The organism is Flexivirga sp., assembly GCF_035551235.1.
GTDB lineage: Bacteria > Actinomycetota > Actinomycetes > Actinomycetales > Dermatophilaceae > Flexivirga.
This window is the reverse complement of sequence record NZ_DASZNO010000054.1, coordinates 42011-67627: the sequence shown is the minus strand read 5'-3', so window position 1 is coordinate 67627 and position 25617 is coordinate 42011. Positions and strand designations below refer to the sequence as shown.

Annotated in this window: 25 protein-coding genes and 1 tRNA gene; 12 read left to right on the top strand and 14 right to left on the bottom strand. The window is 67.4% G+C overall.

The window, feature by feature from the left end; translation table 11 throughout:
- Positions 1-40 precede the first annotated feature (40 nt).
- Complete coding sequence (locus tag VG502_RS21420; protein ID WP_325552364.1) at positions 41-616, bottom strand: hypothetical protein; 576 nt, start codon at positions 614-616, stop codon at positions 41-43.
- A 60-nt stretch (positions 617-676) separates the two neighbouring features.
- Here VG502_RS21420 and VG502_RS21415 point away from each other — a divergent pair, with 60 nt between their 5' ends.
- The gene (locus VG502_RS21415; RefSeq protein ID WP_325552362.1) at positions 677-1291 is read left to right on the top strand and encodes a CGNR zinc finger domain-containing protein; all 615 of its coding nucleotides are present in this window, start codon (positions 677-679) and stop codon (positions 1289-1291) included.
- Between the two features lie 150 nt (positions 1292-1441).
- Here the strand turns inward: VG502_RS21415 and VG502_RS21410 are convergent, their stop codons facing one another.
- Both VG502_RS21410 and VG502_RS21405 read right to left on the bottom strand, forming a co-directional pair.
- A complete protein-coding gene (locus VG502_RS21410) occupies positions 1442-2368 on the bottom strand; it encodes a pseudouridine-5'-phosphate glycosidase (RefSeq protein WP_325552360.1) in 927 nt (308 codons plus the stop codon).
- Entirely contained in the window at positions 2365-3276 is a 912-nt protein-coding gene (locus tag VG502_RS21405; protein WP_325552358.1) for a carbohydrate kinase family protein, read from the bottom strand. Before VG502_RS21405 ends, VG502_RS21410 begins: the two co-directional genes overlap by 4 nt.
- A gap of 145 nt (positions 3277-3421) precedes the next feature.
- Between VG502_RS21405 and VG502_RS21400 the strand changes: the two genes are divergently transcribed.
- The 3 genes from VG502_RS21400 (at position 3422) to VG502_RS21390 (ending at position 7051) form a co-directional block, all read left to right on the top strand.
- Positions 3422-5764 (top strand): bifunctional metallophosphatase/5'-nucleotidase, encoded by a 2343-nt coding sequence (locus tag VG502_RS21400; protein WP_325552356.1) that lies wholly within the window; start codon positions 3422-3424, stop codon positions 5762-5764.
- Between the two features lie 96 nt (positions 5765-5860).
- Complete coding sequence (locus VG502_RS21395; RefSeq protein ID WP_325552354.1) at positions 5861-6583, top strand: Type 1 glutamine amidotransferase-like domain-containing protein; 723 nt, start codon at positions 5861-5863, stop codon at positions 6581-6583.
- Positions 6584-6643: 60 nt separating this feature from the next.
- Complete coding sequence (locus tag VG502_RS21390) at positions 6644-7051, top strand: DUF1232 domain-containing protein (protein ID WP_325552353.1); 408 nt, start codon at positions 6644-6646, stop codon at positions 7049-7051.
- A 108-nt stretch (positions 7052-7159) separates the two neighbouring features.
- Here VG502_RS21390 and VG502_RS21385 read toward each other — a convergent pair whose 3' ends face one another.
- On the bottom strand, positions 7160-7750 hold the full coding sequence (locus VG502_RS21385) for a hypothetical protein (RefSeq protein WP_325552351.1): 591 nt from the start codon (positions 7748-7750) through the stop codon (positions 7160-7162).
- 398 nt (positions 7751-8148) lie between these two features.
- Between VG502_RS21385 and VG502_RS21380 the strand changes: the two genes are divergently transcribed.
- Positions 8149-8568: a HEAT repeat domain-containing protein gene (locus VG502_RS21380; RefSeq protein ID WP_325552349.1), complete on the top strand. Its 420-nt coding sequence runs from the start codon at positions 8149-8151 to the stop codon at positions 8566-8568.
- Positions 8569-8590: 22 nt separating this feature from the next.
- Here the strand turns inward: VG502_RS21380 and VG502_RS21375 are convergent, their stop codons facing one another.
- A complete protein-coding gene (locus VG502_RS21375; RefSeq protein ID WP_325552347.1) occupies positions 8591-9007 on the bottom strand; it encodes a VOC family protein in 417 nt (138 codons plus the stop codon).
- 116 nt (positions 9008-9123) lie between these two features.
- On the opposite strand from VG502_RS21375, the gene VG502_RS21370 reads away from it, so the two are divergent.
- Positions 9124-9570, top strand: coding sequence for an AraC family transcriptional regulator (locus tag VG502_RS21370; RefSeq protein ID WP_325552345.1), 447 nt, complete (start codon positions 9124-9126; stop codon positions 9568-9570).
- A 96-nt stretch (positions 9571-9666) separates the two neighbouring features.
- Here VG502_RS21370 and VG502_RS21365 read toward each other — a convergent pair whose 3' ends face one another.
- Positions 9667-11076 carry a cation:dicarboxylate symporter family transporter gene (locus VG502_RS21365; RefSeq protein WP_325552343.1) on the bottom strand — a complete coding sequence of 470 codons (1410 nt, stop codon included), beginning with the start codon at positions 11074-11076 and terminating at the stop codon, positions 9667-9669.
- A 24-nt stretch (positions 11077-11100) separates the two neighbouring features.
- Positions 11101-12369 (bottom strand): mandelate racemase/muconate lactonizing enzyme family protein, encoded by a 1269-nt coding sequence (locus tag VG502_RS21360; RefSeq protein WP_325552342.1) that lies wholly within the window; start codon positions 12367-12369, stop codon positions 11101-11103.
- Between VG502_RS21360 and VG502_RS21355 the strand changes: the two genes are divergently transcribed.
- The 3 genes from VG502_RS21355 (at position 12368) to VG502_RS21345 (ending at position 14035) form a co-directional block, all read left to right on the top strand.
- Positions 12368-13042 (top strand): GntR family transcriptional regulator, encoded by a 675-nt coding sequence (locus tag VG502_RS21355; protein WP_325552340.1) that lies wholly within the window; start codon positions 12368-12370, stop codon positions 13040-13042. The two genes, VG502_RS21360 and VG502_RS21355, sit on opposite strands and share 2 nt — an antisense overlap.
- A gap of 156 nt (positions 13043-13198) precedes the next feature.
- A complete protein-coding gene (locus tag VG502_RS21350) occupies positions 13199-13645 on the top strand; it encodes an OsmC family protein (RefSeq protein ID WP_325552338.1) in 447 nt (148 codons plus the stop codon).
- 42 nt (positions 13646-13687) lie between these two features.
- On the top strand, positions 13688-14035 hold the full coding sequence (locus VG502_RS21345) for a hypothetical protein (protein WP_325552337.1): 348 nt from the start codon (positions 13688-13690) through the stop codon (positions 14033-14035).
- A 246-nt stretch (positions 14036-14281) separates the two neighbouring features.
- On the opposite strand, the gene VG502_RS21340 is transcribed toward VG502_RS21345, so the two are convergent.
- Positions 14282-15235: a zinc-binding dehydrogenase gene (locus VG502_RS21340; protein ID WP_325552335.1), complete on the bottom strand. Its 954-nt coding sequence runs from the start codon at positions 15233-15235 to the stop codon at positions 14282-14284.
- A 77-nt stretch (positions 15236-15312) separates the two neighbouring features.
- Here VG502_RS21340 and VG502_RS21335 point away from each other — a divergent pair, with 77 nt between their 5' ends.
- On the top strand, positions 15313-15918 hold the full coding sequence (locus tag VG502_RS21335) for a TetR/AcrR family transcriptional regulator (RefSeq protein WP_325552462.1): 606 nt from the start codon (positions 15313-15315) through the stop codon (positions 15916-15918).
- Between the two features lie 74 nt (positions 15919-15992).
- On the opposite strand, the gene VG502_RS21330 is transcribed toward VG502_RS21335, so the two are convergent.
- Together VG502_RS21330 and VG502_RS21325 are read right to left on the bottom strand one after the other, a co-directional pair.
- Positions 15993-16068, bottom strand: a tRNA-Thr gene (locus VG502_RS21330).
- Between the two features lie 216 nt (positions 16069-16284).
- The gene (locus VG502_RS21325) at positions 16285-17874 is read right to left on the bottom strand and encodes an alpha/beta hydrolase (RefSeq protein WP_325552333.1); all 1590 of its coding nucleotides are present in this window, start codon (positions 17872-17874) and stop codon (positions 16285-16287) included.
- Positions 17875-17973: 99 nt separating this feature from the next.
- Between VG502_RS21325 and VG502_RS21320 the strand changes: the two genes are divergently transcribed.
- A complete protein-coding gene (locus VG502_RS21320; RefSeq protein ID WP_325552331.1) occupies positions 17974-18480 on the top strand; it encodes a GNAT family N-acetyltransferase in 507 nt (168 codons plus the stop codon).
- Positions 18481-18512: 32 nt separating this feature from the next.
- Here VG502_RS21320 and VG502_RS21315 read toward each other — a convergent pair whose 3' ends face one another.
- Together VG502_RS21315 and tmk are read right to left on the bottom strand one after the other, a co-directional pair.
- Positions 18513-19676: a DNA polymerase III subunit delta' gene (locus tag VG502_RS21315; RefSeq protein ID WP_325552329.1), complete on the bottom strand. Its 1164-nt coding sequence runs from the start codon at positions 19674-19676 to the stop codon at positions 18513-18515.
- On the bottom strand, positions 19673-20302 hold the full coding sequence (gene tmk / locus VG502_RS21310) for a dTMP kinase (RefSeq protein WP_325552328.1): 630 nt from the start codon (positions 20300-20302) through the stop codon (positions 19673-19675). Before tmk ends, VG502_RS21315 begins: the two co-directional genes overlap by 4 nt.
- 51 nt (positions 20303-20353) lie before the next feature.
- Between tmk and VG502_RS21305 the strand changes: the two genes are divergently transcribed.
- Positions 20354-21709: a serine hydrolase domain-containing protein gene (locus tag VG502_RS21305; RefSeq protein WP_325552326.1), complete on the top strand. Its 1356-nt coding sequence runs from the start codon at positions 20354-20356 to the stop codon at positions 21707-21709.
- Between the two features lie 174 nt (positions 21710-21883).
- On the opposite strand, the gene VG502_RS21300 is transcribed toward VG502_RS21305, so the two are convergent.
- Positions 21884-22603, bottom strand: a complete 720-nt coding sequence (locus tag VG502_RS21300) for a hypothetical protein (RefSeq protein WP_325552325.1) — start codon at positions 22601-22603, stop codon at positions 21884-21886.
- 125 nt (positions 22604-22728) lie between these two features.
- Complete coding sequence (topA, locus tag VG502_RS21295; protein ID WP_325552324.1) at positions 22729-25584, bottom strand: type I DNA topoisomerase; 2856 nt, start codon at positions 25582-25584, stop codon at positions 22729-22731.
- Positions 25585-25617 lie beyond the last annotated feature (33 nt).

Genomic DNA, 25617 nt, shown 5'->3' with positions numbered 1-25617 from the left:
TGTGCACGGCGCCCCTGAGCAGCACCGGCACGCCCCTCGGTCACCGCAGCGCGGCGCAGATGTCGGTCTCGGATCCGAGTTTCACCGTGAGCGTCCGCTGCGTCGTGTCCGCGTTGAAGCGGAGCACGTGATAGCCGTCCACCACGTAGTAGCTCGCCGGCAGGCCCTTGGACGCGCCGATCGGCATGCCGATCCCGACCGGCCCGAAGAGCTGATAGATGTGCGGGTTCCCCGTCGAGTAGTTGCTCGCCAGCATGTCACCGCCCATGTCGTAGTCCTTGGCCTTGCCGGTGCTGAGATTCTCGGCGCGAACGGTGAGTGCGCCGGTGTAGTAGGTGTCCTTCGGCGTCCCGTTGTCCCAGCGCGACAGCACCTTGCTGCGAACGTCGTCGCTGATCGAGTCCAGCTCGAGGTCGAACGTCCCGCAGTAGCGCGCGGCCGGCAGCGTGTTGTCGCCCTGCGGTGCCGGCTCCCACCCCTCGTTCACCCAGTGCCAGCCCGGGGTCCCCTCGTTCGCTCGCGGCGCCGCCACGGCCGGCGCCGCCTGCGCCGTACCGACAGCGAGCACCACTGCTCCGATCGTTGCGGTCACTCCTCGTGACAGTCGCATCGCCATACCCCTAACCATTGATTTGAATTAACCGGTTACGTCGATAACAGTGGTTAGATGGTTCACATGTCAACCCCCTGGACGATCGAGGTCGATGGCGTCGTCCTGCCCAAGCCGCTCAGCGGAGACCCGGCCCTGGAGCTGTGCAACACCCGCGCCGGCTGGGACGGACCGCCGGATCCGCGCGGCGAATACCTGCGGTCGTATGACGCGCTCGCGCTGCTCGCGGTCACGTCCGGCGTCCTGTCCGCTGAGGCCGGCGACGCGCTGCGGCAGCATGCCGTGCAGGACCCGGGGACGGCCGACCGTGTCCTGGCTCGCGCCAGGTCCCTTCGAGCGGACCTCTACGCAGCGCTGACCGGCTCGCCGAGCGCAGCCGCCAGAAAGCGACTCGCCGACGCCATCAGCGCAGCGCACTCACGGCAGCGCTTCGTCGTCGATGTCGACAGCGCACGGTGGGAATTCAGCGGACACGGCACGCTCAAGGACCCGCTCGATGCCCTGCTCATCGAGGCCGGCCGGCTGCTGGCCGACGAGCAGCGGGAGCTCGTGGCCGCCTGCCCCGGCGAGGACTGCGGCTGGCTCTTCCTCAACACCTCGGGCCGGCGTCGCTGGTGCCAGATGGCAGTCTGCGGCAATCGCGCCAAGCAGGCGTCGTTCGTGAACCGGCAGCGCGGCTGACCGGGGCGGATTTCGATACGGGCTCGTCCCTCGCCCTACTCAATCCGCACGACATACGACTCGTCCCTCGCCCTACTCAATCCGCAAGACATACGACTCGTCCGTCGCCCTACTCAATCCGCAGGACGCACGACTCGTTCCTCGCCCTACTCAATCCGCAAGACGCGCGTACGCCGTCGCGAGGTGCGCGCCGAGCAGCGCGTTGTTCTTGACCAGTGCGATGTTCGCGGTCAGCGACGCACCGCCGGTCAGCTCCACCACGCGCCCGAGCAGGTATGGCGTCGTGTCTTTGCCGGTGATGCCGAGTCGGTCCATGTCGGCGAGGGCCTGCGTGATGATGCCGGAGATCTCCTCGGCGGGGATCTCGTCTGCCGCCGGGATCGGGTTGGCGATGTCGAAGCCGGCGGTGACGCCGAGGTCCCACTGGGTCGCCATGATCGCGGCGAGTTCCTCGGGGCTGTCGGCGCGCATCGGGACGTCATACCCGCTGGATCGTGAGTAGAACGAAGGGAATTCGTCGGTCTGGTAGCCGACGACGGGGATCGAGAGGGTCTCCATCGCCTCGAGCGTCAGCCCGATGTCGAGGATCGACTTCACGCCCGCCGAGATGACCGCGACCGGCGTGCGGGACAGCTCGGTGAGGTCCGCGGACACATCCATCGAGGTGGCCGCCCCGCGGTGCACACCCCCGAGCCCGCCGGTCGCGAAGACCCGGATGCCGGCCAGCGACGCGAGCCGCATCGTCGCCGCCACCGTCGTCGCCCCGTGGATGCCTTTGGCGATGACGTAGGCGAGGTCGCGCACGCTTGCCTTGGTGACGGATTCGCCTGCCTTGCCGAGCATTTCGAGGTTCTCATCGGTCAGCCCGACGCGCGGGACACCGTCGAGGACCGCGATCGTCGCCGGCACCGCTCCCTCGGCGCGGATGAGCGCCTCGACCTCGCGCGCCATCGTCACGTTGTCCGGGTAGGGCATGCCGTGACTGATGATCGTGCTCTCCAGCGCGACGACCGGCCGCCCGTCGGCGAGCGCCTCGCGCACCTCGTCGGTCAGCTGCAAACGGGGGTGGACGCTCATGAGTGAGGCTCCTTCAGGACGTTCCCGATGAGTGCCGGAGTCAGATCCGGCCGGACGGTGTGCTCACTGGTGATGGTCAGGTATGCCGCGGCCGCTCCGTGCCGGGCTGCGGTGACGTCGTCGTGTCCGGTGACCAGCGCGTGCACGTATGCCGCAGCCATCGCGTCACCGGCACCGGTCACATTGCGTACGTCGGCCGGGATCGCCGCCACGTGGGTGCTCGACCCGGGCGCGAAAAGCGTTGACCCGCTTGCTCCTTCACGCACCCATACGCGGCCGACCCCGAGGTCGCGCAGCGCGGCGACGCCCTTGTCCAGGTCGTCCTCACCGGTCAGTGCCACGAGCTCGGTACGGGTCGGCGTGATCGTGTGGACCGGGCCGGCGTGCAGTGCCTTCAGCACGCGGTCCGCCTTGGGCACCGACACCGGATCGATGACGACAGCGACGCCGTGCGCGGCGGCGGCGCGGCATACATGCTCCAGCAACTCCGCCGACAGGTTGGCGTCGAGCACGACATACGCGGCCGCCGCCACGACGTCCTCGGGCACGTGCTCCGCGCGCAGCGACTCCGCTGCGGCCATGTCCGACACCGCGCCGACCAGCTCACCGTCGGCGTCGAGCATCGCGAGGTAGCTCCCACTGGGCATCGGCAGCTCGACCGCATGCGTGAGATCGACTGCGGCTGCGGCGGTTTCGTCACGCAATCGACGGCCGAAGGTGTCGTCGCCGAATGCAGTGATGAGTGTCGTGGGCACGCCGAGCCGGCCGAGGTTCGCGGCGATGTTGCGACCCACCCCGCCGGCGCTCGAGTAGGTCCGGCCCGGGTTGCTGGTCCCGGGCGTGAAGCGTCCGGTCGACTGCGCGACGACGTCGACATTGGCACCGCCGACCACCAGGACCTGCCCCATGGCGCCATCCTGCCAGCCGGCCGTCGAGTGCCTGTTGTCGCATTCCGCGGTCCTCACAGCGTTCGTTGAACTACTCTTCCGAGTTCTGGCAGAGATCCGTGGTATGGGCATCACTGCCGAGTCCAACTATCGGCAGGAGACAGGCGTGACGAAGAGAGCATTCCGACTGGGAACGGCGGTGGTCGGGGCCCTCACAATGGCCACCGGTATGACGCTTGCAGCGCCCGACCACGCACAGGCAGCCGCGGGCGACACCCAGGTGCAGATCCTGGGCATCAACGACTTCCACGGGCGCATCCAGGCCAACGGGCAGGAGGCCGGTGCCGCAGTGCTCGCCGGGGCGGTGAACGACCTGCGGGCCAAGCAGCCGAACACCACCTTCGCCGCGGCCGGCGACCTCATCGGCGCCTCCACCTTCGAATCGTTCATCGCACACGACAAGCCGACGATCGACGCGCTCAACGCATCCGGCCTCGAGGTGTCCGCGGTCGGCAACCACGAGTTCGACCAGGGGTATGACGACCTGGTGAACCGCGTCATGGCGCCATACGACGCAACCACCAATCCGTATGGCGGGGCGACGTGGAAGTACCTGGGCGCGAACGTGAAGTTCAAGGACAGCGGCAACCCGGCGCTCGACCCGACGTGGGTCAAGGACATGAACGGCGTCAAGGTCGGCTTCGTCGGCGCGGTCACCGAGCACCTGCCCGAGCTGGTCTCCCCCGGCGGCATCTCGAACATCCAGGTCACCGACATCGCGAGCGCGGTCAACAAGGAAGCCGATGCGCTGAAGTCGAGCGGCGAGGCGGACATCGTGGTGATGCTGGTCCACGAGGGCGCCCCGAACACCGACTGTGCGTCGGTCAGTGACCCGACCAACGACTTCGGCAAGGTCGTCACCGGCCTGGACGACAACGTGGACGCGGTCATCTCCGGCCACACGCACCTGACCTACAACTGCATGGTCGACGTGCCCGGCTGGGCCGACCGGCAGGTGAAGCAGCGCCCGGTGGTCTCCGCCGGCCAGTACGGCTACAACCTGGACCAGCTGAACTTCACCGTGTCCGCCGCCGGTGACGTCACCGGTGTCGAGTCCAACACCCTGGCGCTGACCAAGCAGGTCGACGACCCGAACTCCGACGACCCGACCAAGATGATCTGGGTCCCCAACTACGCCGCCGACGGCAGTGTCGGCAAGATCGTCGACACCGCGGTCGCCAACGCCGAGGTGCTCGGCAAGAAGCCGCTGGGCAACATCGCCGGGCCGTTCAACCGGGCCAAGAACTCCGCCTCGGACGAGAACCGCGGCGGCGAGTCGACGCTGGGCAACCTGGTCGCCGAGGCCCAGCGCTGGGCCACCGAGTCGACGACGACCGGCTCTGCCCAGATCGCATTCATGAACCCCGGCGGGTTGCGCGCCGACATGGTCGGCAACGACCCCTCGGCATACCCGACGGTGCTGACCTACAAGCAGGCCGCCACCGTCCAGCCGTTCGCCAACACGCTGGTCAACATGTCGCTGACCGGCGCGCAGATCAAGCAGGTGCTGGAGCAGCAGTGGCAGCCGGCCGGTGCGTCACGCGCCTTCCTGCGGCTGGGCATCTCCAAGGGCTTCACCTACACCTATGACCCCGCAGGCGCGACGAACGACCACATCCGGCAGATGTGGCTGAACGGCGAGCCGATCACCGACAGCGCCACCTACTCGGTCACGGTCAACTCGTTCCTGGCGACCGGCGGTGACAACTTCGGCGAGCTCGCCAACGGTGCGAACAAGAAGGACACCGGCCAGACGGACCTGCAGGGCATGGTCGACTACATGGCCGCCAAGGCTGCGGATTCGGCTCTGCCGGTTGACAACTCGCAGCGCTCGGTCGGCGTGCACTTCCCCGACGGCGCGCCCGCGGCATACAAGGCGGGTGACACAGTGGCGTTCGACCTGTCCTCCCTCGCAATGTCGACGGGCACCACGACCGACAGTTCGGTCACGGTCAGCCTGGGTGACACGAAGCTCGGCTCCTTCCCGGTCGACAACACGGTCGGCACCGTCAAGGACGACGAGACCGGCAACGCGACCGTCAGCGTCAACCTGCCGGCCGGCACACCGGAAGGCACCGCTGCGCTGACCATCACCGGTGACACCACGGGTACGACGACCCGGGTGAACGTGCCGGTCGAGGCCGCGCCGGAGAGCTCTGCCGAGGTCAGCCTCGACGCGCAGGGCACCGTCCAGCGGTACGGCAAGGGCAGCGGCACCAAGCTCACCGCCCAGGTCACCCTCGAGGAGGGCACGGCCAAGCAGCTGCCGGTCGAGTTCTACGACAACGGCGCATTGGTCGCCACCGTCACCACCAACGGTGCCGGCAAGGCCACCTATCGGCTGCCGAAGGACGCAGCACTCGACGCGCACACCATCACTGCTCGCTACACGGACGCCGACGGCGGTATGGCGGCCTCCGACCCGGTCGTGATCACGGTCGTCAAGTAGCGAGAGCAGTTGATGCCCCGGCACCGGCGGACCACCGCCGGCGCCGGGGCATCAATGCGAGTGCGGGCGAACGCTCCGCTGCGCTACCGTCCCCGCATGTCCGACAAGCGCACCATCCTCGCGACCTCCGGCGGCGTCCGTGCTGGCGAACGCACCTACTTCGAATTCAGCGAATTGACCCAGTTCGCAGTCGATCTCGCCGGCGTCACCGGTCGCGCGCCGCGCATGTGCACCGTCTCGACGGCGGTCGGGGACAACCCGCACGTGCTGCACGCGCTGGCCGAGGCGGCAAAGGTCGCCGGCTACGAGCACTCCCACCTGCAGCTCTTCACCATGCCGAACGTCGCCGACCCGGCCGAGCACCTCCTGCAACAGGACGTCGTCTGGGTGATGGGCGGCTCGGTCGCCAACCTGCTCGCTGTATGGCGCGTGCACGGCCTCGACGACGCGATGCGGGCGGCCTGGGAGGCGGGCGTGGTGCTGACCGGGGTCAGCGCGGGCTCGATCTGCTGGCACACCGGTGGCACGACGGACTCCTTCGGAGTCGACCTGCGACCGGTCACCAACGGTCTCGGCCTGCTCCCCTACGGCAACGGCGTCCACTACGACGGCGAGGCCCGCCGCCGTCCGTTGATGCAGCGTCTCGTCGCCGACGGCACGCTGCCGGAGTCCTACTGCACCGACGACGGCGCCGGCGTCCTTTACCGCGGCACCGAATTCGTTGAAGCGGTGTCCGAGCTCGACGGCGCGGGTGCCTATCACCTGGTGCGCGACGAAGACGCTGCGGTGGAGACCGAGTTGCCGATCCGCCGGTTGTGACGCGGTAGTCATCGCGCGAAACGCCCGGCACGCACGCTGGGCCGCTACAGTGCAGGACCCGTGAGTTCCGATACCCAGCCCGCACTGGACAAGCTCCTGACGTCCTTGCCGTTCCAGCGGTGCCGCCGTGAGGCGGCCCGCGCTGCGAACGACCCCGCGGCGCTCACGCAGTTGCTCGAAAGGGTCGCTGCCCACGAGTTCGGCATCGGCCAGTTGCCCGACGCTCGCGGTGGCATCGACATCGACATCGCCTGTGCGGTCGTGGACGCCCACATCGATGACCTGACCAGCGGCGACACGACCAATCCGGTCGCGGATGCGCGCTGCCGCCTGGTGATCGCGGCCCTTCTCTATCTGGTCGACATGAACGACGTCATACCGGACAACCTGCCGACGGGACACGTCGATGACGTGGCCGTGATGCGCTGGGCGACGCGGATCGCGCGCGGTGAGGTTCCGGCGGACTAGAGCGCCACTGCTCTCACCCGCCTCGAACGGTCGGGTACCCGCGGGTATGGCGCCATACTCGCGGGTGCTCGACCTCTTGGGACAGTTGCAGTGTTCCTATCGGGGCGGTCAGGACGCTGTCACCACGAACGTCGCCGTGGAATGACCGCTTTCGAGGACGGTCGACGCGTTGGAGCACGTCGGGTAGTTGCCCAACACACTTCCTACGGACAGGAATCCCTTGCAGTCCGGAATCCTCGCCGAGATGGACGCCGACGTGAACCCGGTCTTCGAGACGAGCGCCCACGGTTTGTCGCCGATGCCGGTCGCGTTGATGTCGGAGATCAACCCTCTCGGGTTCTGGACCGTCACAGTGCACGTCGGATGTCCCTCGGCGCTGAGAGTCTGCTCACCACCGGGCCAGTACTCGAGCGTGCCGCTCGGGTTACTCGTCACTTTGAAGGTCAGGGTTGAATTCGCCGGACACGCCGGCTCCGGTGTGCCGCAGATGATGTCGCCCGAAGCGTCGAACCCGGTGACGGCTCCCGTCGCACAGGTCTGGCCGGCCGCGACATTCGTTCCAGCGGGCCCGGTAGCACCCGTGTCGCCCTTGGGCCCGACGGGACCAGTAGCGCCCGTCTCGCCCTTGGGCCCGGCCGGCCCGACGGGACCAGTAGCGCCGGTCTCGCCCTTGGGCCCGGCGGGCCCGGTTGCACCCACCGGGCCGGTCTCGTTCCAGGTGATCTGAACTTGCGGCTTCTAACAGGGCATTCGAGGCGACGTTCCGATCGCAGCATTGAGGATCTGGCCAGCAGCGGGGTTCAGGCACGCCGTGTACTGCTGCCCTTCGTCGGGCGACGTCGCGTGTGCGACACCGACGCCCACGCCTGCGAAGCCGAGCGCGACGACCGCCACCTTGACTCCCATATGACGACTGGCTCTTCGCGGAACTGAGGTTCTTGACATTTCAGGCCACCATTCAGTGTGTGCGGATACTGGTCCCGCCGACATTAGGGACGCCGGAGACACTGCACATCGGGCAAATGCCCCACGGGTCCGATCCCCTGATGCCCTTCCTCCGTGTGAGATGTCGGCTCTCGGTGCCACACTCGGTCGTCATGGGTGGAACAACCCCGCGAGCCCGGGTCACGGCGGCCGTCGCACGAGACGGTGAGCACGAGTTCGTGATGCGCTGCGTCGCTCTGTTGGGCGGCGCGACCGATCCCGCACTGGTGGAAGCCACCGGTGGCGACAGTGCGGCATACGTGCTGGCGGGGCACGAGGGCGGACCGGCCGGCTACTGGCCACGCACCTGGGCACTGCGGGCGTTCCTCTACGCCTGGGACCCGATCGCCGAGGCGTCGGTCGTTGCCGCCTCTTCCGACGAGCACTGGCGGGTCCGCGAGATGGCCGCCAAGGTCATCGCCGCCCGTATGACGTCCTCGGTCGACGCACCCGCCGCGCTGGAGCAGCTTGCCGAGGATGACAACCCGCGAGTGCGCACGGCCGCCGAGCGCGCCCGGGCGAAATTCGCCTGACACCAACGCTTTCCGGCGACCGTCAGGGCAGGTCGCTGTGCACGTCTCCGATCCGGAGGTTGTTGCCGAACGGATCGCGGATGGCGAAATCGCGGCCATACGGCTGCTCGACGATCTCCTGGGTGAAGTCGACGCCGGCCTCCTTCAGCCGGGCGAACGCCCCGTCCACATCGTCGGTGTCGAATGCCAGCCAGCCGCCGCCGGCTCCCTTCGTGACGAGTTCCCGGACCTGCGCCGCGGTGGCCTCATCGATCCCCGGAGGACCGGGCTTCTCCAGCAGGATCACCTTCGGGTCGCCCGGGACGCGCACGGTCAGCCAGCGCATGGGGCCGAAGTCCATGTCCTGGTCCACCTCGAGGCCGAGCACCTCGGTGTAGAAGGTCTTCGCCTCGTCCTGGTCGAGCACGAAGATCGAGGAGATGTTGTTCCGCTTCAACATGGTGTTGGTCCTGTTCCCGTCGGTGGTGCCGGTCGAATGCTCTCGAGCGTATGGCGGGCCGCGCGGTCGCGCTTCTCCGAAAGTGCGCGGCTGTTCGCCGCCATACGATGAGGCGGATGGAGCCCCAGGAGGACCGCAACCGCCGGTTGTTGCGGGCCCGCGACGCGATCGACGTGCACTACCGCGAGCAGCTCGATGTGCCGCGCCTCGCACGCATCGCGCTGATGGGCCGGGCGCATTTCATCCGGGAGTTCAAGGCGGCCTTCGGCGAGACACCACACCGCTACCTGCAACGACGCAGGGTGGAGCGTGCGATGTACCTGCTGCGCTGGACCGACCACAGCGTCACCGCGATCTGCATGGAGGTCGGGTTCAGCAGCCTGGGCACGTTCACGCGGACCTTCACCGAGATCGTCGGCAAATCGCCCCGTTGTTACCGGGCCAGCGCCGAGCGACCCGATTCCTTCGTGCCCGGCTCGTTCACCATGCGCTGGACGCGCCCTTCTGGCCGAGGAGAGCGGACCGCACAATCTCGCGAGCCGGATAATTGCCGGAGCACCTGAGGACCGGCTGTCCCTGGACAGGGAGCCGGTCATCAGGTGCTCGCTGAACCAAACCCGAGGGGCCGGTGCAGTGCTATCAGAAGCCCATCAGCGACTTCAGCCGCCGGCTATCTCTGCCCCTTCGGTCCTCCGTGGACGTTCCGCTTTCACTCCGCCTGCACGCACAGCGCTCGACGTTTCCTCACCGAGTGACTCGCCGGGCAGATCACGGCCGCGACCAGCCAGAATGCGGCGAGCACGGTCCTGGTCGAAGTCCTTCTCCCATTTCGCGATCACGATCGCCGCCACGCTGTTGCCCAGCACGTTGATGAAGACGCGGCCCTCATTGAGTATGCGGTCGATTCCGACGATGAGCGCCAACGCGGCAACCGGCACTGTGCCGACAGAAGTCACGGTGCTGGCCAGGATGACAAATGCCCCTCCGGCGACACCGGCGGTGCCCTTGCTCATGAGCATCATGACGCCGATCATGACCAGCTGCTGCTCCCAGGACAGGTGCGTGTCGGTGGCCTGCGCCAGGAAGAGGAACCCCATAGTCAGATAGAGCGCCGAACCGTCGAGGTTGAACGAATAGCCGGACGGGATGGTGATGCCCACGACTGGTTTGCCGACACCGAGGTTCTCCATGCGACGAATCACTTGAGGCAGGACCGACTCGCTCGAGCAGGTGCTCAGGACGACGATGAGCTCCTCCTTGAGGTATCCCAGTAGTCCGAAGATGCTCAGACCGCAGGCGCGCATCACCAGACCTAGCACCACGACGACGTACACGACACAGGTCGCTGCGAACAACACGATCAGGTAGGCCAGGCTGCGCAGGCTGTCGAGACCGGTTGTCGCGACCACCGAAGCCAAAGCTCCGAAAACTGCGATCGGCGACAGGCGCATGATCCACCCGACAATGCGGAACAAGACGTTCTGCAGAGCGTTGATCCCGGCGACCAGTGGCCGCCCTTGGTCCCCGCTGAGGTTCAGCGCGGCACCGAATAACAGCGACACGACGAGCGCGGCGAGAACGTTTCCGCCGGTGACGCCGCCGAGCAGGTTGTCGGGTATCAGGCTGCTGACGAAGTCAGTGAATCCTCCCGTGTGAAGTTCGTCAGCAGGTATGCCGGCGGTCGACAGGGATGACACGTCGATGTGCATGCCGCGCCCGGGCTTGAAGATCGCCCCGACGGCGAACCCGATCAGCATCGAGAGCAGCGAGAAGACCAGGAAGTATGAAATCGCCTTGACGCCGATCCGGCCGGCCTTGCCGAGGCTGTCCATCGATGAGATGCCGGCCACGATGACGCAGAAGATGACTGGGACGACGATCATCTTGATCAGAGCGATGAACCAGTCGTTCAAGGGTGCCAATGACTCGCCGACATGTGGGAAGACAGCACCCACAAGGATGCCCAGGGCAAGTCCGATGATCACCTGGAACCAGAGCTGGCCAAGAAAGCGTGTTACCAGGGATCGCTGGTCCGGCGGTGCGGACGGAGGTTGGGAGGGGTATGCCATGACGGCTTCTTTCGGTGTCGGCGCTCAGGCGTGCAGCGCACGCAGGACTTGATAGAAGTTGGCCTTGCCCTCGAAACCGATGCCAGGTCGATCGTCGAGGGCGACCCTGCTGTTGCGCACCACCGCGTCGTCCGCGAACCCGCCCGTCGGTTGGAACTCGCCGGGATAGGACTCGTTTCCGCCGAGCTTGAGTGCGGCAGCGATGTGCAAGGAGAACTGGTGCCCGCCGTGCGGGATGCATCTGCGCGACGACCAGCCGTGCTGGGCGAGCATGTCCTGTATTCGCGTGTATTCGACCAATCCGTAGCTCAGGGCCGGGTCGACCTGGATGTAGTCCCTGTCGGGACGTAGCCCGGCGTACCGGATGAGGTTGCGGGCGTCCTGCAGGGAGAACAGGTTCTCGCCGGTCGCTATCGGGCCGCGATAGTTCTCGGCGATCGTTGCGTTCAGCTGGTAGTCAAGCGGGTCACCGACCTCCTCGTACCAGAACAGGCCGTAGGGCTCGAGCGCGTGGGCGTAGGCCAGTGCCGTCTCGAGGCCGAAGCGGCCATTCACATCGACTGCCAGCCGGGAGCCATCGCCGCCGAGAACCTGCAGCACGGCCTCGATCCGGCGGAGGTCGTCGGCCAGATCTGCGCCGCCGATCTTCATCTTGACGACCTCGTAGCCCGCGTCGAGGAAACCTTTCATCTCGTCCTGCAGGTCCTTATCGGCTTTCCCAGGTGCGTAATAGCCGCCGGCTGCGTACACAAAGACGGAGTCGTCGTACGTGCCGTCGCCGTACTTCTGCGCGACCCATCGGTAGAGCGGGACGGCGGCGACCTTTGCCACGAGGTCGTGCAGCGCCATGTCGACGACACCGACCGCAACAGAGCGCTCGCCATGACCGCCAGGCTTCTCGTTGCGCATCATGGCGTCCCAGGCGATCGCCGGACTGAGTTCGCCGTTCTCGTCCAGCAGGCTGTCGGCAGGGGCGTCCATCAGACGCGGGAGAATCCGGCGGCGCAGGATCTCCCCCGCGGAGTAGCGGCCATTGGAGTTGAACCCATAACCGACTACCGGCTCGCCGTCGACCGTCACGTCGCTGACCAAGGCCACGATCGAGCAGTCCATCGTCGAAAAATCGATGAACGCGTTGCTCATCGAGGAGCTGATTGGAATGACGCCCTCATGGGCGGAGATGATCTTCATCGCGACCCTTTCTTGTAACTTATAAGATGTGACGACGAGCATACGAGGCCGAACCGAGCGCCCGCAAGAGGTTCTTATAAGAACGTGGGATGCTGTGGTCATGACGACGTACACCTTCACCAGCAAGGCGGACGTCGCGTATGCCGAGATCCGCCAGCAGATCCTCGACGGCACCCTGCGACCCGGCGCAAAGCTTCAGCAGTATGAGCTGGCTGACTTGCTGGGCATCAGCATCACCCCCCTACGGGAAGCAGTCCGCCGGCTGAGTGGCGAGGGCTGGATCCTGCTGGACGCACACCGCAACGCGCGTGTGGCGGGCATGGACCTGGAGGAGGCGCGCCAACTGTTCGAGACACGCCGCGCGCTCGAACCAGCGGCGATCGCATTGGCAGCTGATCGCCGCACGGACGACGACATTGCGAGGATGACTGATGCTTTGGAGCAACTGCTACCAGTGACGCGCGAATGGGGCGAGTCGGCCCTGGCCGCCCATCGCGCGGTGCACGAAGCGCTCTATCTGTCCTCCCACAATGCCGTCATGATTCGCATGCTGGGCGACCTCTGGGACAAGTCCGACCGTTACCGTCGCATGGGCCTTGAACTACCGGATGGAGCAGAGCCTCGCATCCGGGACTTCAACGAGCACCACGAGATCGTTCAGCACGTCATCGACGGCGCGGCGGAAGACGCAAGAGCGCTGGCCCTCTCCCACATCGACCACAGCCTCACCGCCACCGCACTGCAACGACAAGCGAACGCCGATCAGTCCGGCTGAGCGACCAGATTGGAGCGTCACACCGCTCCACCCTCGGAATGCCGAAGGAGCACTTGTCCTCGATCGCCTCGATGAGGCCGACGTATCCGGCCGAAAACGCCTCGCACGAATGATCATTCGGCGAGGGCCGAAGTCTTTGCGCCATACGGTGCAGGTATGACGACCCACCTGTATGACGCCGCCCTGACCTGGACCGGGTCCACCAGCGACTACCGCTCATATCCCCGTGAACACGAGGTGACCGCGAACGACAGTGCCCTGAAACTGAGCGCGGACAAGGCATTTCGCGGTGATCCCACGAAACTGAATCCGGAGGCGTTGCTGGTCGCGGCCGCGAGCTCCTGCCAGTTGCTCAGCTTCCTGGCAGTCGCTGCGCGCGCGAAGCTCGACGTGGTCAGCTACGAGGACGACGCCGAGGGCGAGATGCCCGACGATCAGCAACCAGTGCGCATTTCACGCATCGTGCTGCATCCGCACATCCGCGTGCGAGGCGGCGACGCTGAGCGCGTGCATGAGTTGCTGCACACGGCGCACGAGCAGTGCTACATCGCCAACTCGCTGACCACCGAGATCCGGCTCGAGCCGACCGTCGAGGTGGTCTGACTGTTCGACATCGAACTTCCCGCGCCGGACGGCGCCGCGTCGTTGCACGACATCGGACGCGCGCTGGGCGCCGCCGGGATCGGCATGGAGGGCGGCGGGATGTGGTCAGGTGTTGCTCACTACCTCGTGGCCGACGGCGAGCTTGCTGCAAAAGCGTTGCGCGACAACGGTTTCCGTGATGTGACCGTGACACCGGTCGCGGTCGTCGACCTCGACGCCGACGCGCCGGGTGCTCTGGCGCGGATGATGACGACGCTGGTCGACGCCGGCGTGACGCTGCACGGCCAGTACAGCGACCACGACAACCACAAGGTGCTGCTCGTCGACGACGTCGACGCGGCATACGCCGTTCTCGGCAAGCCCGGTATGCCGAGGCCTTTCCGAGCCTGACGGGCGAGTGGTATCAGCGGACACGGGCGCGGCGTACGGTGGAAGGACGGAGCCATCAAGGCTTCCGACAATGGGAGTGACCATGAGCGACAAGTCGCCACGAAGCACGATGTCCAAGAAGTCCTCCAAGAGCATCAAGGAGAAGCGCGCCGAGAAGCGCGCCAAGACCACGACCACCAAACTCCTGAAGGACATGTGACGACCGCGCCGTCCACGCCTGCGCCCCCAACGGCCGTATGGCGAAGGTCAACCGACCAGGACGATCCGGCCGAAGACGGTGCCGGCATCCATCGCCCGATGTGCCTTCGGCGCCTCCGCGAGCGTCAAGATGTCGTGCACGACCGGCGTCAGTTCGCCACGCGTCGCGGCTGCGAGTAGATCGGACCGGACGGCGTTGCGGTCGGCCACCGGCACGGTGTTCAGGCTGAAGGTCGAAAACATCCGGGATGCCTGGAAGGTCTCGATGAGGCGCATGCCGAAATCTGCCGGTGGGAGACCGGCGACCGCACCTACGAGAACCAGCCGCCCGTTCGGGGCGAGCTTGTCCAGGAAACGCGGCACGTCGGCACCACCCACGATGTCCACGATCACGTCGTAGTCCTCCGGCGCGGACTCCCCGACGCCGGCTCGGTCCAGCACGTGACTCGCGCCCAGCTCCCGCAGGCGGCGACCACGCTCCGACGACGATGTCGTCACCGCGACGGCGCCCGCACCACCTCGTGTCGCGAGTTCGACGGCAGCGATACCGATGCTGCCCGCCGCTCCGCGCACGAGCACCCGCTCACCCGCGGCGAAATGCGCATGCGCGAGGGCGAAATGCGCGACGGTGCCCGCGCTGCCGAGAGCGACGGCGTCCACCGGCGACAGTCCGTCCCGAAGCTCGGTCAGGTCGTCGACATACGCAACGGCTCGCTCGGCGTACCCGCCGCTGGTGCCGACGAACGCCCAGACGCGTCGCCCGATCCACACCGGGTCGACGCCCGCGCCGGCCGAGACGACCTCGCCCGCCACCTCGCTGCCGGGAACGAAACCCGGGGAGAAGCCGCCGATGGTGCCGCGGCGGATGACCGCGTCGACCCCGCCGACACCGATCGCCTCGACCGCGACCTCGACCTGGCCCGGGCCGGGCCGCGGTGCGGGCACCTCCTCCACGATCATCCCGTCGGGATCCCCGAAGTCGCGGATGACCACTGCCTGCATTCGTCTCAGCTCCTCGTCATGTGCGGTACCGTCGCACGTTAACGGACGCAGGCGTCCGCCTGGAGGGAGTGAGAGTGATGTGCGCGCAATCGTCTCCCTTACGGGCCGACGCGCAGGACAATCGGGACCGGATCGTCGAGGCGGCTCGCGAGCTCTTCTCGCGGGACGGTCTCGAGGTCGGGATGCGGGACGTCGCCCGACGTGCCGGTGTCGGGCCGGCCACGCTCTACCGGAGATTCCCCACCAAGAGGGATCTCGTCGACGAGGTCTTCGCCGGCGAGCTGCTCACCTGTCGCCGAGTCGTGGAGGAGGGACGTGCCGTCGAAGATGCCTGGAATGCCTTCGCGTCCATCGTCCGGCGACTGATCGCGCTCAACTCCCGCAACCGGGGCCTGGTCGACGCGCTCACCGCAACCGAGTCGATGGGCGACGTCATCGCGGCACATCGTCGCCAACTGCTCCGGATGATCGCTGAGGTCGCCCGGCGCGCCCAACGCACCGGACGGCTGCGGAGCGACTTCACCATGGACGACCTGATCATGCTCCTGGCTGCCGGTCGCTCCATCGCCTCCTTGCCGGAAGGTCGGCGGGCCCGCGCAGCCGAGCGCTACGCGACGCTGGCACTCGACGCGCTTGCCGGCGGGACGACGGGTGAGCGGCCGGGCTCACCGAGTGCGTCGTAGGCGTCCGCCGGGAGCCGGCACTGGGCACCGCACCGGCAAAGGAAAATGCCCCCGACATACGTCGAGGGCATTGGTGGAGCCGCCTAACGGAATCGAACCGTTGACCTATTCATTACGAGTGAATCGCTCTACCGACTGAGCTAAGGCGGCATGACCCCGGCGTGCGCCGGAGGCCGCGACGAGTATACGCAGCAGTCGGCCAAGACACCGAATCGGCCGCCGGGAGCGGCCCGCGCCATGCCAGGAGCGCGCCATACGACGCGATCGGCATGGCGGCGAGCGCGTCCGTTGTCAGCGCCGTGCCAGACGTGCGCCATAGAGCGCGATCGGCATGGCGGAAGCTGCGGAACGCCTCCGCGGCCAAACTCAGCAGGTCTTGCCCTTCGCGGGGACCTTCCCGTCGATCAGGTAGTCGTCGACGACGCCGTCCACACAGGACGAGCCGAGCTTGTATGCCGTGTGCCCGTCGCCGTCATACGTCAGCAGGTGACCGTTGTCGAGCTCCTTGGCCAGCCGCTGGGCCCATTCGTATGGCGTGGCCGGGTCGCGGGTCGTGCCGACCACCAGGATCGGCCCGGAGCCCTTGGCCGTGACCCGCTCCGGCTTGCCCGTCGCCTTCACCGGCCACTCGCCGCACGCGAGACCGCCCCACGCCAGCATCGGCCCCCAGGTCGGCGCGACCTTCGCGAAGGTCTTGGCATCCTTGCGGTAGGTCGCCAGGTTCGAGGAGCCGCCGCGGTCAAGGCAATTCACCGCATTGAGCACCTGCATGATGTTGCCGCTGTAGCTGCCGTCGCTGTCGCGCTCGGCATACTGATCGGCCATCGCCATCAGCTTGTCCCCGCTGCCGTTGAAGGCCGCCTGGAACGCATCGGTCAGTGTCGGCCACGAGCCCTTGTCGTACATCGCCTCGGCGATGCCCATCGTCGCCCAGCCCTCGGTCAGCCTCGTGACGTCGCCCTGGCCGGTGACCTTGAGGGGCTTGGCGTCAACTTGCTTGAGGAACTTGCGGATTCGCGTCATACCGGCGTCGAGGTTGTCGCCGAGCGGGCAGTTGTTCTGGGCCACGCAGTCACGCACGTAGGAACGGGTCGCCTGCTCGAATCCCTTGGCCTGGCCAAGCCCCATCTGGGTGCCGGTGATGTCCGGCGGCACGACGCCGTCCAGCACGAAGCGACCGACGCGCTTCGGGAAGAGATCGGCATAGGTCGAGCCGATGAAGGTGCCGTAGGACTTACCGAGGTAGTTGAGCTTGCCGTCGCCGAGGGCGGCACGCAGCACGTCCATGTCCTTGGCGACCTCGACGGTCGACACGTGCTTGATCAGGTCGCCGGTCTTGTCGACACAGGCCTTGCCGAAGGCGCGGCTCTCGGCCGCCGCTTCCTGCTGCTCCGTGGCGTCGTCCGGGGTCGGGTCCGCAGCCAGGTACTTGTCCATCTGGGCGTCGCCGTAGCACGTGATCGGCGCCGAACGCTGCACCCCGCGAGGGTCGAAACCCACTACGTCGTATGACGATCGGACGTCCTTGCTCACGACATACCCCGAGGCCGCAGCGGCTGCGTAGTCGACGCCGGAGCCTCCCGGCCCGCCCGGATTGACGACCAGGGAGCCCTTCTTATGACCCGTCGCCGGCACCTTGTCGATCGCCAGCTTGATGGTCGGCCCACCTGGCTTCGCGTAGTCGACCGGGACGGTGAGGTCGGCGCACTTCGCCTCGCCGCAGTCGGTCCACTTCAGCTGCTGGTCGTAGAACTTCGCGAGACCGGCCGGCGCGGCAGGTGCGCTGCCGGACGCGGCGTCACCCGATGCCCCGGCGGACGAGGCCGTGCTGGATTGCCCACCGCCCGAGGATCGCGTCGCCGAATCACCGCCGCCGGATCCACCACTGCACCCGGCCAGGGCCAGTCCCAGGACGGTCACACTTGCAAGGCCGGCCATGGACCGTCGCACCACCATGCGCTGCACGTTACGTCATACGCCTTGGCTGGCGGTGTGGACTTGCTCGTGCGCCGGAAATCGGTTGCCCGCCCACACGGGATCGCGCACCCTCGCTGTATGACGGAACCGACCGGGGGCTTGCGGCTCGAGCTGCTGTCCCTCCGGCATCGTCGCGCGCTGGAGGTTTTCGAGCGCGTCAACCGTGAGTTCTTCGCCCGGCACATCGGCGACCGCGGCGACGACTTCTTCACCCGCTTCGATGTGCACCTCGCCGAGCGCGTGGCCGAGAACACCTCCGGCCGATCGCTGCTCTGCGTCGTCACCGACGCGTCCGGCGAGATCGTCGCGCGCGTCAACCTGCTCGACATCGACCAGCCGGAGCAGACCGAGCTCGGCTACCGCGTGGCCGAGCGCGCGCAGGGCCGAGGCATCGCGACCTGGGGCGTCACCTGTGCGCTCGACCTGGCGGTCGGCCGTGGTGTGCGTCGCGTGCATGCGAAGGTCGCCACGACGAACCCGGCATCGCGACGAGTCCTGGAGCATTGCGGCTTCGCGCTGGTCGGGCCGACCGATCCACCGGCCGGATCTCCGAAGTCATTCCTCGGCTGCCGCCGCGACCTGTGAGCCGTCAGCCGTCAGCCGTCAGCCGTCAGCCGTCAGCCGGGGATGCTCGCCGGCGCCTGCAACCCGATGGTCATGGCTTCCAGTGCCAGCAGCGGCGGCACGTTGGCCTCGATCCGCTCCCGCGCGGTGCCGATGGTGTCCATGGCGAGCAGCAGCTGCTCGCTGGTCCGGCCCGCGGCCAGGTGCTGCACCTGATCGGCGAGATCGGCGTTGATCAACTCGACCGTTCCACCGGCCTGCAGCACCAGAGCATCCCGGTAGATCGACAACAGGTCGACCAGCGACCGGTCGATGACGTCCCGGCTGAAGCGGGTGGCGCGGGTCTTCTGCTCCTTCTCCAGCGCGGCCAGCTGCGAGCGCACATGCGGCGGCTGGGTGCGCGCCGACGGATCGGCACCGAGCTGCGCCATCAGGCGTTCCTTCTCGGCGCCATCGCGCTCGGCGGACGACGCGGAGGACTCCTCACCGGCGATCGCCGCGAGGTCGGCTGCCGCGGTCATCGCGTCGCCCAGGTTGGCGATGTGTCCGGCGAGCAACAAGGTCTTGCGGCGGCGTTCGCGCGCCGACTGGTCCGTGGCGAGCCGCTTGGCAAGGCCCACGTGTGACTGGGCTGCCCGTGCCGCGTAGGTCGCGACCTGGGGGTCGATCCCGTCCCGTTCGGTCAGCAGCTTGGCGACGGCCTCCACCGGTGGCGTGCGCAACCGGACGTGGCGCGACCTGGACCGGATGGTGATGATGACGTCCTCCAGGGACGGTGCACACAACAGCCAGACGGTGCGCTCCACCGGCTCCTCGAGCGCCTTGAGCAGCGCGTCGGCCGCACGTTCGGTGAGGCGGTCGGCGTCCTCGATGACGATCACCCGCCAGCGGCCGATGCTCGGGCGGCGCTGTGCGAGACCTGCGAGCTCGCGGGCGTCCTTGACCTGGATCGACAGGCCCTCGGTCGCCATCACCGTCACGTCGGCGTGGCTGCGGTCCAGCACCGTGCGGCACTCGTGGCATTCGCCGCACCCGCCCTGCGGGCATTCCAGAGCGGCCGCGAAGGCACGCGCGGCAGTCGATCGCCCGGAGCCCGGGGGCCCGGTCAGCAGCCAGGCATGCGTCATACGGGCCGGGTCGGCGACGGCAGCTCGCAACGTGGCGACTGCCTGGTCCTGGCCGATGACGTCACGCCATACACCTGGATAGTCGGTCACAGGCGATCCACCCGCTCTGCCACGATCGCCGCGATCTCCTCGCGCGGCAGGCTCGCGTCGACCACGAGGTAACGGCCCGGATCCTGCGCGGCCAGCTGCAGGTAGTGCTCGCGCACCCGGGCGTGGAAATCATCCTGCTCGGACTCCAGCCGGTCGTGCACGGCGCCCCGCCGGGAGCGGCCGTCCTGCGGCGTCACGTCGAGCAGCACCGTGAGATCGGGCAGTAGATCCTCGGTCGCCCACAACGAAAGTCTTTTGATCTCAGCAGGATCCAGCTCGCGTCCAGCGCCCTGGTAGGCCACCGACGAGTCGATGTAACGGTCCTGCAGCACCGCCGCGTCGCGGCGCAGCGCCGGGCGCACGACCGTTGCCACATGGTGCGCCCGATCGGCGGCGAAGAGCAGCGCCTCCGCACGCGGGGCGATGGCATCGCCGTGCAGCAGCACCTGCCGGATGCTCGCGCCGAGGTCGGTGCCACCCGGCTCGCGGGTGACGACCACGTCCTGGCCGTCCTCGACCAGTCGCGCACGCAACAACTCGATCTGGGTCGTCTTGCCCGCGCCGTCGCCGCCCTCGAACGCTATGAACACAACCCGAAGCGTAGGCGACCCGGATGACAGCACCATCGTGAGCCGGTTCGCGACGTGACGCGGCTCCCACCCCCGTAGGTTGGGTGTATGACGCAAAACCCTTCCCTCCTCAGCGATTCGACGGCCCGGGTGCTGACCGCCAAGGCGATCCGGGCACAGCGCGACAGCCGTACCCCCGCACTGGTGGCCGGCGTCGGCAGGCACGGCGCGCTGCTCTGGTCCGAGGCGGTGGGGCAGGCAGACCTCGCCGACCCGAGCGTGCCGCTCGGGCCCGACACGCAGTTCCTGGTCGCGTCCAACACCAAGACCTTCACCGCCGTGCTGATCATGCAGTTGCGCGACGAGGGCAAGCTGTCGCTGGACGACACCGTCGACACGATCGTGCCGGAGACGACCCACGCCCGGGTGACGATCCGCGAGATGCTCGCCCATGTCAGCGGCATGCAGCGCGAACCCGTCGGCGACGTGTGGGACACCCTCGAGTTCCCCGACCGCGAGGGCCTGATCTCCGGCTGGAACGAGGCCGAACGCGTGCTGCGGCCGCACAACCGGTGGCACTACTCCAACCTCTGCTACGCGCTGCTCGGCGAGGTCGTCGCGCGCCTGGACGGCGGCAGCTGGGAGGAGTCGTTGCAACGACGGCTGCTCGACCCACTCGAGTTGCGCCGCACCACGCTGAGCCGGGTGGCGCCATACGTCGGGCTCTACTACGTCCCGCCGTTCACGGACGTCCCGGTGGAGGAGCCGGTCCTGGCCAAGAACACCACCGCGTCCGCGGGGGCGCTGGCCAGCACGCTGTCCGACATGATCCGCTGGCACGGCTTCCTGCTCGACCCGGACGAGGAGATCCTCTCCCCCGACACGGTCGAGGAGATGCGCCAGCCGCAGATCGCAGCCGACCCGGGCTGGAACACCGCATGGGGCCTCGGCCTGGAGCTCGAGCGCCGCGACGGGCGCATCTGGTTCGGCCACACCGGCGGTATGCCGGGCGGCATCACCGGCTTCTTCTCCGAGCCCGAGTCCGGCACCACCGGCGCCGTGCTGATGAACAACTCGATCTCCAAGGACCCGGCCGGCACCGCGATCAAGCTCGGTGAGTATGTCGTCGTGAACGACCCGGAGCTGCCGGAGCCGTGGACGCCCGGCACGGTCGAGCCCGAGGAGCTGAAACCGCTTGTCGGCCAGTGGTTCTCGGAGGGCGCCGAGTTCACCTTCGCGATCAGCGAGGGCAAGCTGACCGCACGGCTCGCCGCCGCGCCGGCCGGCACCCCGCCGTCGATCTTCGAACCCGAGGGCACCGATGTCTATCGCACGGTGAGCGGTCGTGAGCGCGGCGAGCGGCTCGTCATACACCGGCGTGACGACGGGTCGGTGCGCCAATTCAACTGGGCGACCTACCGATTCACCCGCGAACCGCTCGGTTTCGGCCAGCCGACGCCCTGAGGTCCGCCAGGCCGAGAAGGGTGTCCCGGCGTTCTGGACGGTCCTGCCGATCTCGCGGGGGAAGAACAGTCACCGGCGCGTCGTACTTCGGGTGATGAACGGAAAGCGGTCACCTCCCAGGAGGAGGTGACCGCTTCCAGTGAGCGCGGAGAGCCGGCGAGCGCCGACTCGGTGTTACTTGGACCAGACGATCTCCACGTCGTAGGTGTCCCACATGACCTTCGTGGGAGCCGGACCGGTCACCTGGTAGTAGTAGCAGGCGGAGCCACTGCCACCGACGGGAATGTCGTCATACGAGGCCTTCTTGCAGCCCGGCAGGTCCTGGTAGGGAGAGCCGCCGGCGCGACCCTTCTCCGATGATTCGAAGACCGGCTTCAGGAAGAACTGGTTGGGCGCAGTTGCCTCGAAGCCGTACTTCGCACCGCCGAGGTTCGTCACGTCGAAGTTGACGTAGTACATCTTGCCGTTGGACTTGTTGAGGTTGGCCGTTGCGTATGCCGACTCCGGCGCGGCCGTGATCGACTTGACCTTCAGCTTGTACTTGCCGTCCGACTCGTCGTCGATGACCGCAACCTGGCCGAACTTCAGCTTGGTGCCGGTCGGCGTCACCTTGGTGTTGTCCTTGGATCCGCCGGCAGCGGGCTTGGACGACTCACCGGTGGAGGATTCGCTCGTCGCCTCGCTGGTCGTCGGCTCGCTGGCCGTCGACGCCTCGGTGGTCGGCGCCTCCGAAGACGTCGACGGGGCGGCCTCCGTGGTCGAGGTGGCCGCTGTCGGCGCCGAACCGGTCGGCGTGGTCACACTCGCGGTGTCGTTGTTGCATGCCGCGAGTCCCAGGGCACCTGCGATGGCAACGGCACCGACCATGGTGCGGCGAAACATGTTGCTGGACATGACTTTCCTCCGTGTGTCCGTTCTGAAGATCGAGCCTGTGACGGGTGAACGGCTCGATTGGTTCCGCAGAATCGTATAGGTTCTCGCAGCGAGCTAGAACCGGACAGTCGTATGGCGGAATCGCGTCAGTCGGTCGATTTCGCGGCCGAAGCCTTCTTCGCGGTGGACTTCTTGGCAGCCGTCTTCTTGGTAGCCGTCTTCTTCGCGGTGGCCTTCTTCGTGGTCTTCTTCGCGGCCCGCTTGCGGGTGGTCGGACCCTTGGCACGCTTCTCGGCGAGCAACTCGAAACCGCGCTCAGGAGTGATGGACTCAGGCTCATCACCGCGGCGCAGTGTCGCGTTGGTCTCACCGTCGGTGACGTAGGGACCGAACCGGCCGTCCTTGACCACGACCGGTTTTGCGGAGACCGGGTCGTTGCCGAGCTCCTTCAGCGGCGGCTGGGCGGCCCGTCCGCGGCGCTTGGGCTCGGCGTAGATCGCCAGCGCTTCTTCCAACGTGATGTCGAAGAGTTGCTGCTCGGTGTTGAGCGACCGCGAGTCGGTGCCCTTCTTCAGGTAGGGCCCGTAACGGCCGTTCTGCGCAGTGATCTCGACCTGCTTGGCCTCGTCGCCCTCGCCCTCGGTGACCGTGCCGAGGACTCGCGGCAGGCTGAGCAGCTTCAGTGCGGTGTCCAGATCGATCGTTGCCAGGTCCATGTCCTTGAAAAGACTGGCAGTCCTGGGTTTCGGGCCGGCCACCTTCTTGGCGCGCTTGGGCTTGGCGCCCTCCGCGGGCGCGGGCGGCTCCGGCGGGGCAGGCAGCACCTCGGTGACGTAGGGGCCGTACCGTCCGGCCCTGGCGATGATGTCGTGGCCCGTGGCAGGGTCCTGTCCGAGCACCCGACCGTCGTCGTCCGCGGAGACGAGCAACTCGCGTGCCCGCTCCGGGGTCATCTCATCCGGAGCGATGTCGTCGTTGATGGTGGCGCGTCGCGGCTTGGGCGCCTCTGCCGAATCCGATGTCACCTCACCGGTTTTCGCGTCGACGCCCTCGGGCACGACCTCTTCGACATACGGGCCGTAGCGTCCGACGCGGACGACGACGCCGTCACCGATCTCGATGGTGGAGATGCCGCGGGCGTCGATCTCCGGCAGGTGCTCGACCATCTCCTGCAGGCCCTCGTTGCCGTCCGGGCCACCGGCGGGCAGGCCCGGCGCGCGGTCGTTGCCGTCGCCGAAGTAGAAGCGGGTCAGCCAGTCGACCCGGCCGACGTCGCCGGCCGCGATGCGGTCCAGGCCCTCCTCCATCGAAGCGGTGAAGTCGTAGTCGACCAACGACGGGAAATGCACCTCGAGCAACCGGATCACGGCGAACGCGGTCCAGGTCGGGATCAGTGCGGTGCCGCGCTTGTTGACGTAGCCGCGGTCCTGGATGGTGCCGACGATCGAGGCGTATGTCGACGGGCGACCGATGCCCATCTCCTCCATCGCCTTGACCAGCGTGGCCTCGGTGTAGCGCGGCGGCGGGCTGGTCTGGTGACCCTCGGCCTCGGCGCGGAGCACGTCGAGGGAGACGCCCTCGCTGAGCTTCGGCAGGCGCGTGCCGGTGTCGTCACCCTTGGCGTTGCGCTCGACATCGCGGCCTTCTTCGTATGCCGCCAGGAACCCGCGGAACGTGATGACCGTGCCGGACGCGGTGAACTCGGACTGCTTCGCGACGCCCGAATCCTCAATCGGCACAGTGAGCTTCACGGTCGCGGTGCTGCCACGGGCGTCGGCCATCTGGGAGGCGACCGTGCGCTTCCAGATCAGCTCGTAGAGCGCGAACTCCTCGCCGCGCAGCTCACCGGCGACCTGGGCCGGTGTGCGGAAGGTGTCACCCGCGGGTCGGATCGCCTCGTGCGCCTCCTGGGCGTTCTTGACCTTGCCCTGGTAGCGGCGCGGCTGGTCGGGCACGTAGTCGGCGCCATACAGATCGCGAGCCTGGCCGCGGGCAGCGCGAATCGCCGACTCGGACAAGGTGATCGAGTCGGTACGCATGTAGGTGATGTAGCCGTTTTCGTACAGCCGCTGCGCGACGCTCATCGCCGCCTTGCTGCTCATCCGCAGCTTGCGACCGGCCTCCTGCTGCAGCGTGCTGGTCGTGAAGGGTGCGCTCGGACGGCGCGTGTAGGGCTTCTCCTGCACCGAGCTGACCGTCGCGACGCCCGCGGCGACGTGCTCGGCGATGGCGTTGGCCTGCGTTGCGTCGAGGTGGAACACCTTGTCGCTCTTGAGGTTTCCACGGTCGTCGAAATCACGGCCCGTGGCAACACGCGCACCGTCGAGTGCCGTCAGCTTCGCGGTGAATGCCTGGGCCGTGCTGCTGCCCGGCGCGAACTCGCCCTCGACGTCCCAGTAGGAGGCGGAGCGGAACGCCATACGCTCACGTTCGCGCTCGACGACCATGCGCGTGGTGACCGACTGCACGCGGCCGGCGGACAGGCCGCGGCGGATCTTGCGCCACAGGACCGGGCTGACCTCGTAACCGTAGAGCCGGTCGAGGACGCGGCGGGTCTCCTGCGCGTCGACGAGGTGATCGTCCAGGTCACGAGTCGTGTTGGCCGCGTGCTGGATCGCCTCGCGGGTGATCTCGTGGAAGACCATCCGCTTGACCGGCACCTTGGGCTTGAGCACCTCGAGCAGGTGCCAGGCGATGGCCTCGCCCTCGCGGTCCTCATCGGTTGCGAGGTAGAGCTCGTCGCTGTCCTTCAGCAGGCGCTTGAGCTCGGCGACCTTCTTCTTCTTGGCCGAGGCGACGACATAGTAGGGATCGAACCCCTCATCGACATTGACGGCGAACTTGCCGTACGGGCCCTTCTTCATCTCCGCCGGCAGCTCCGACGGGTTGGGCAGATCCCGGATGTGCCCCACACTCGCGTCGACGACGTAGTCGTCCCCCAGATAACCGCCGATCTTCTTCGCCTTTGCCGGCGACTCGACGATGACAAGCTTCCGCGCCACTCGCTCTTCTCGCTTCCCGTCCGACGTGCAGTG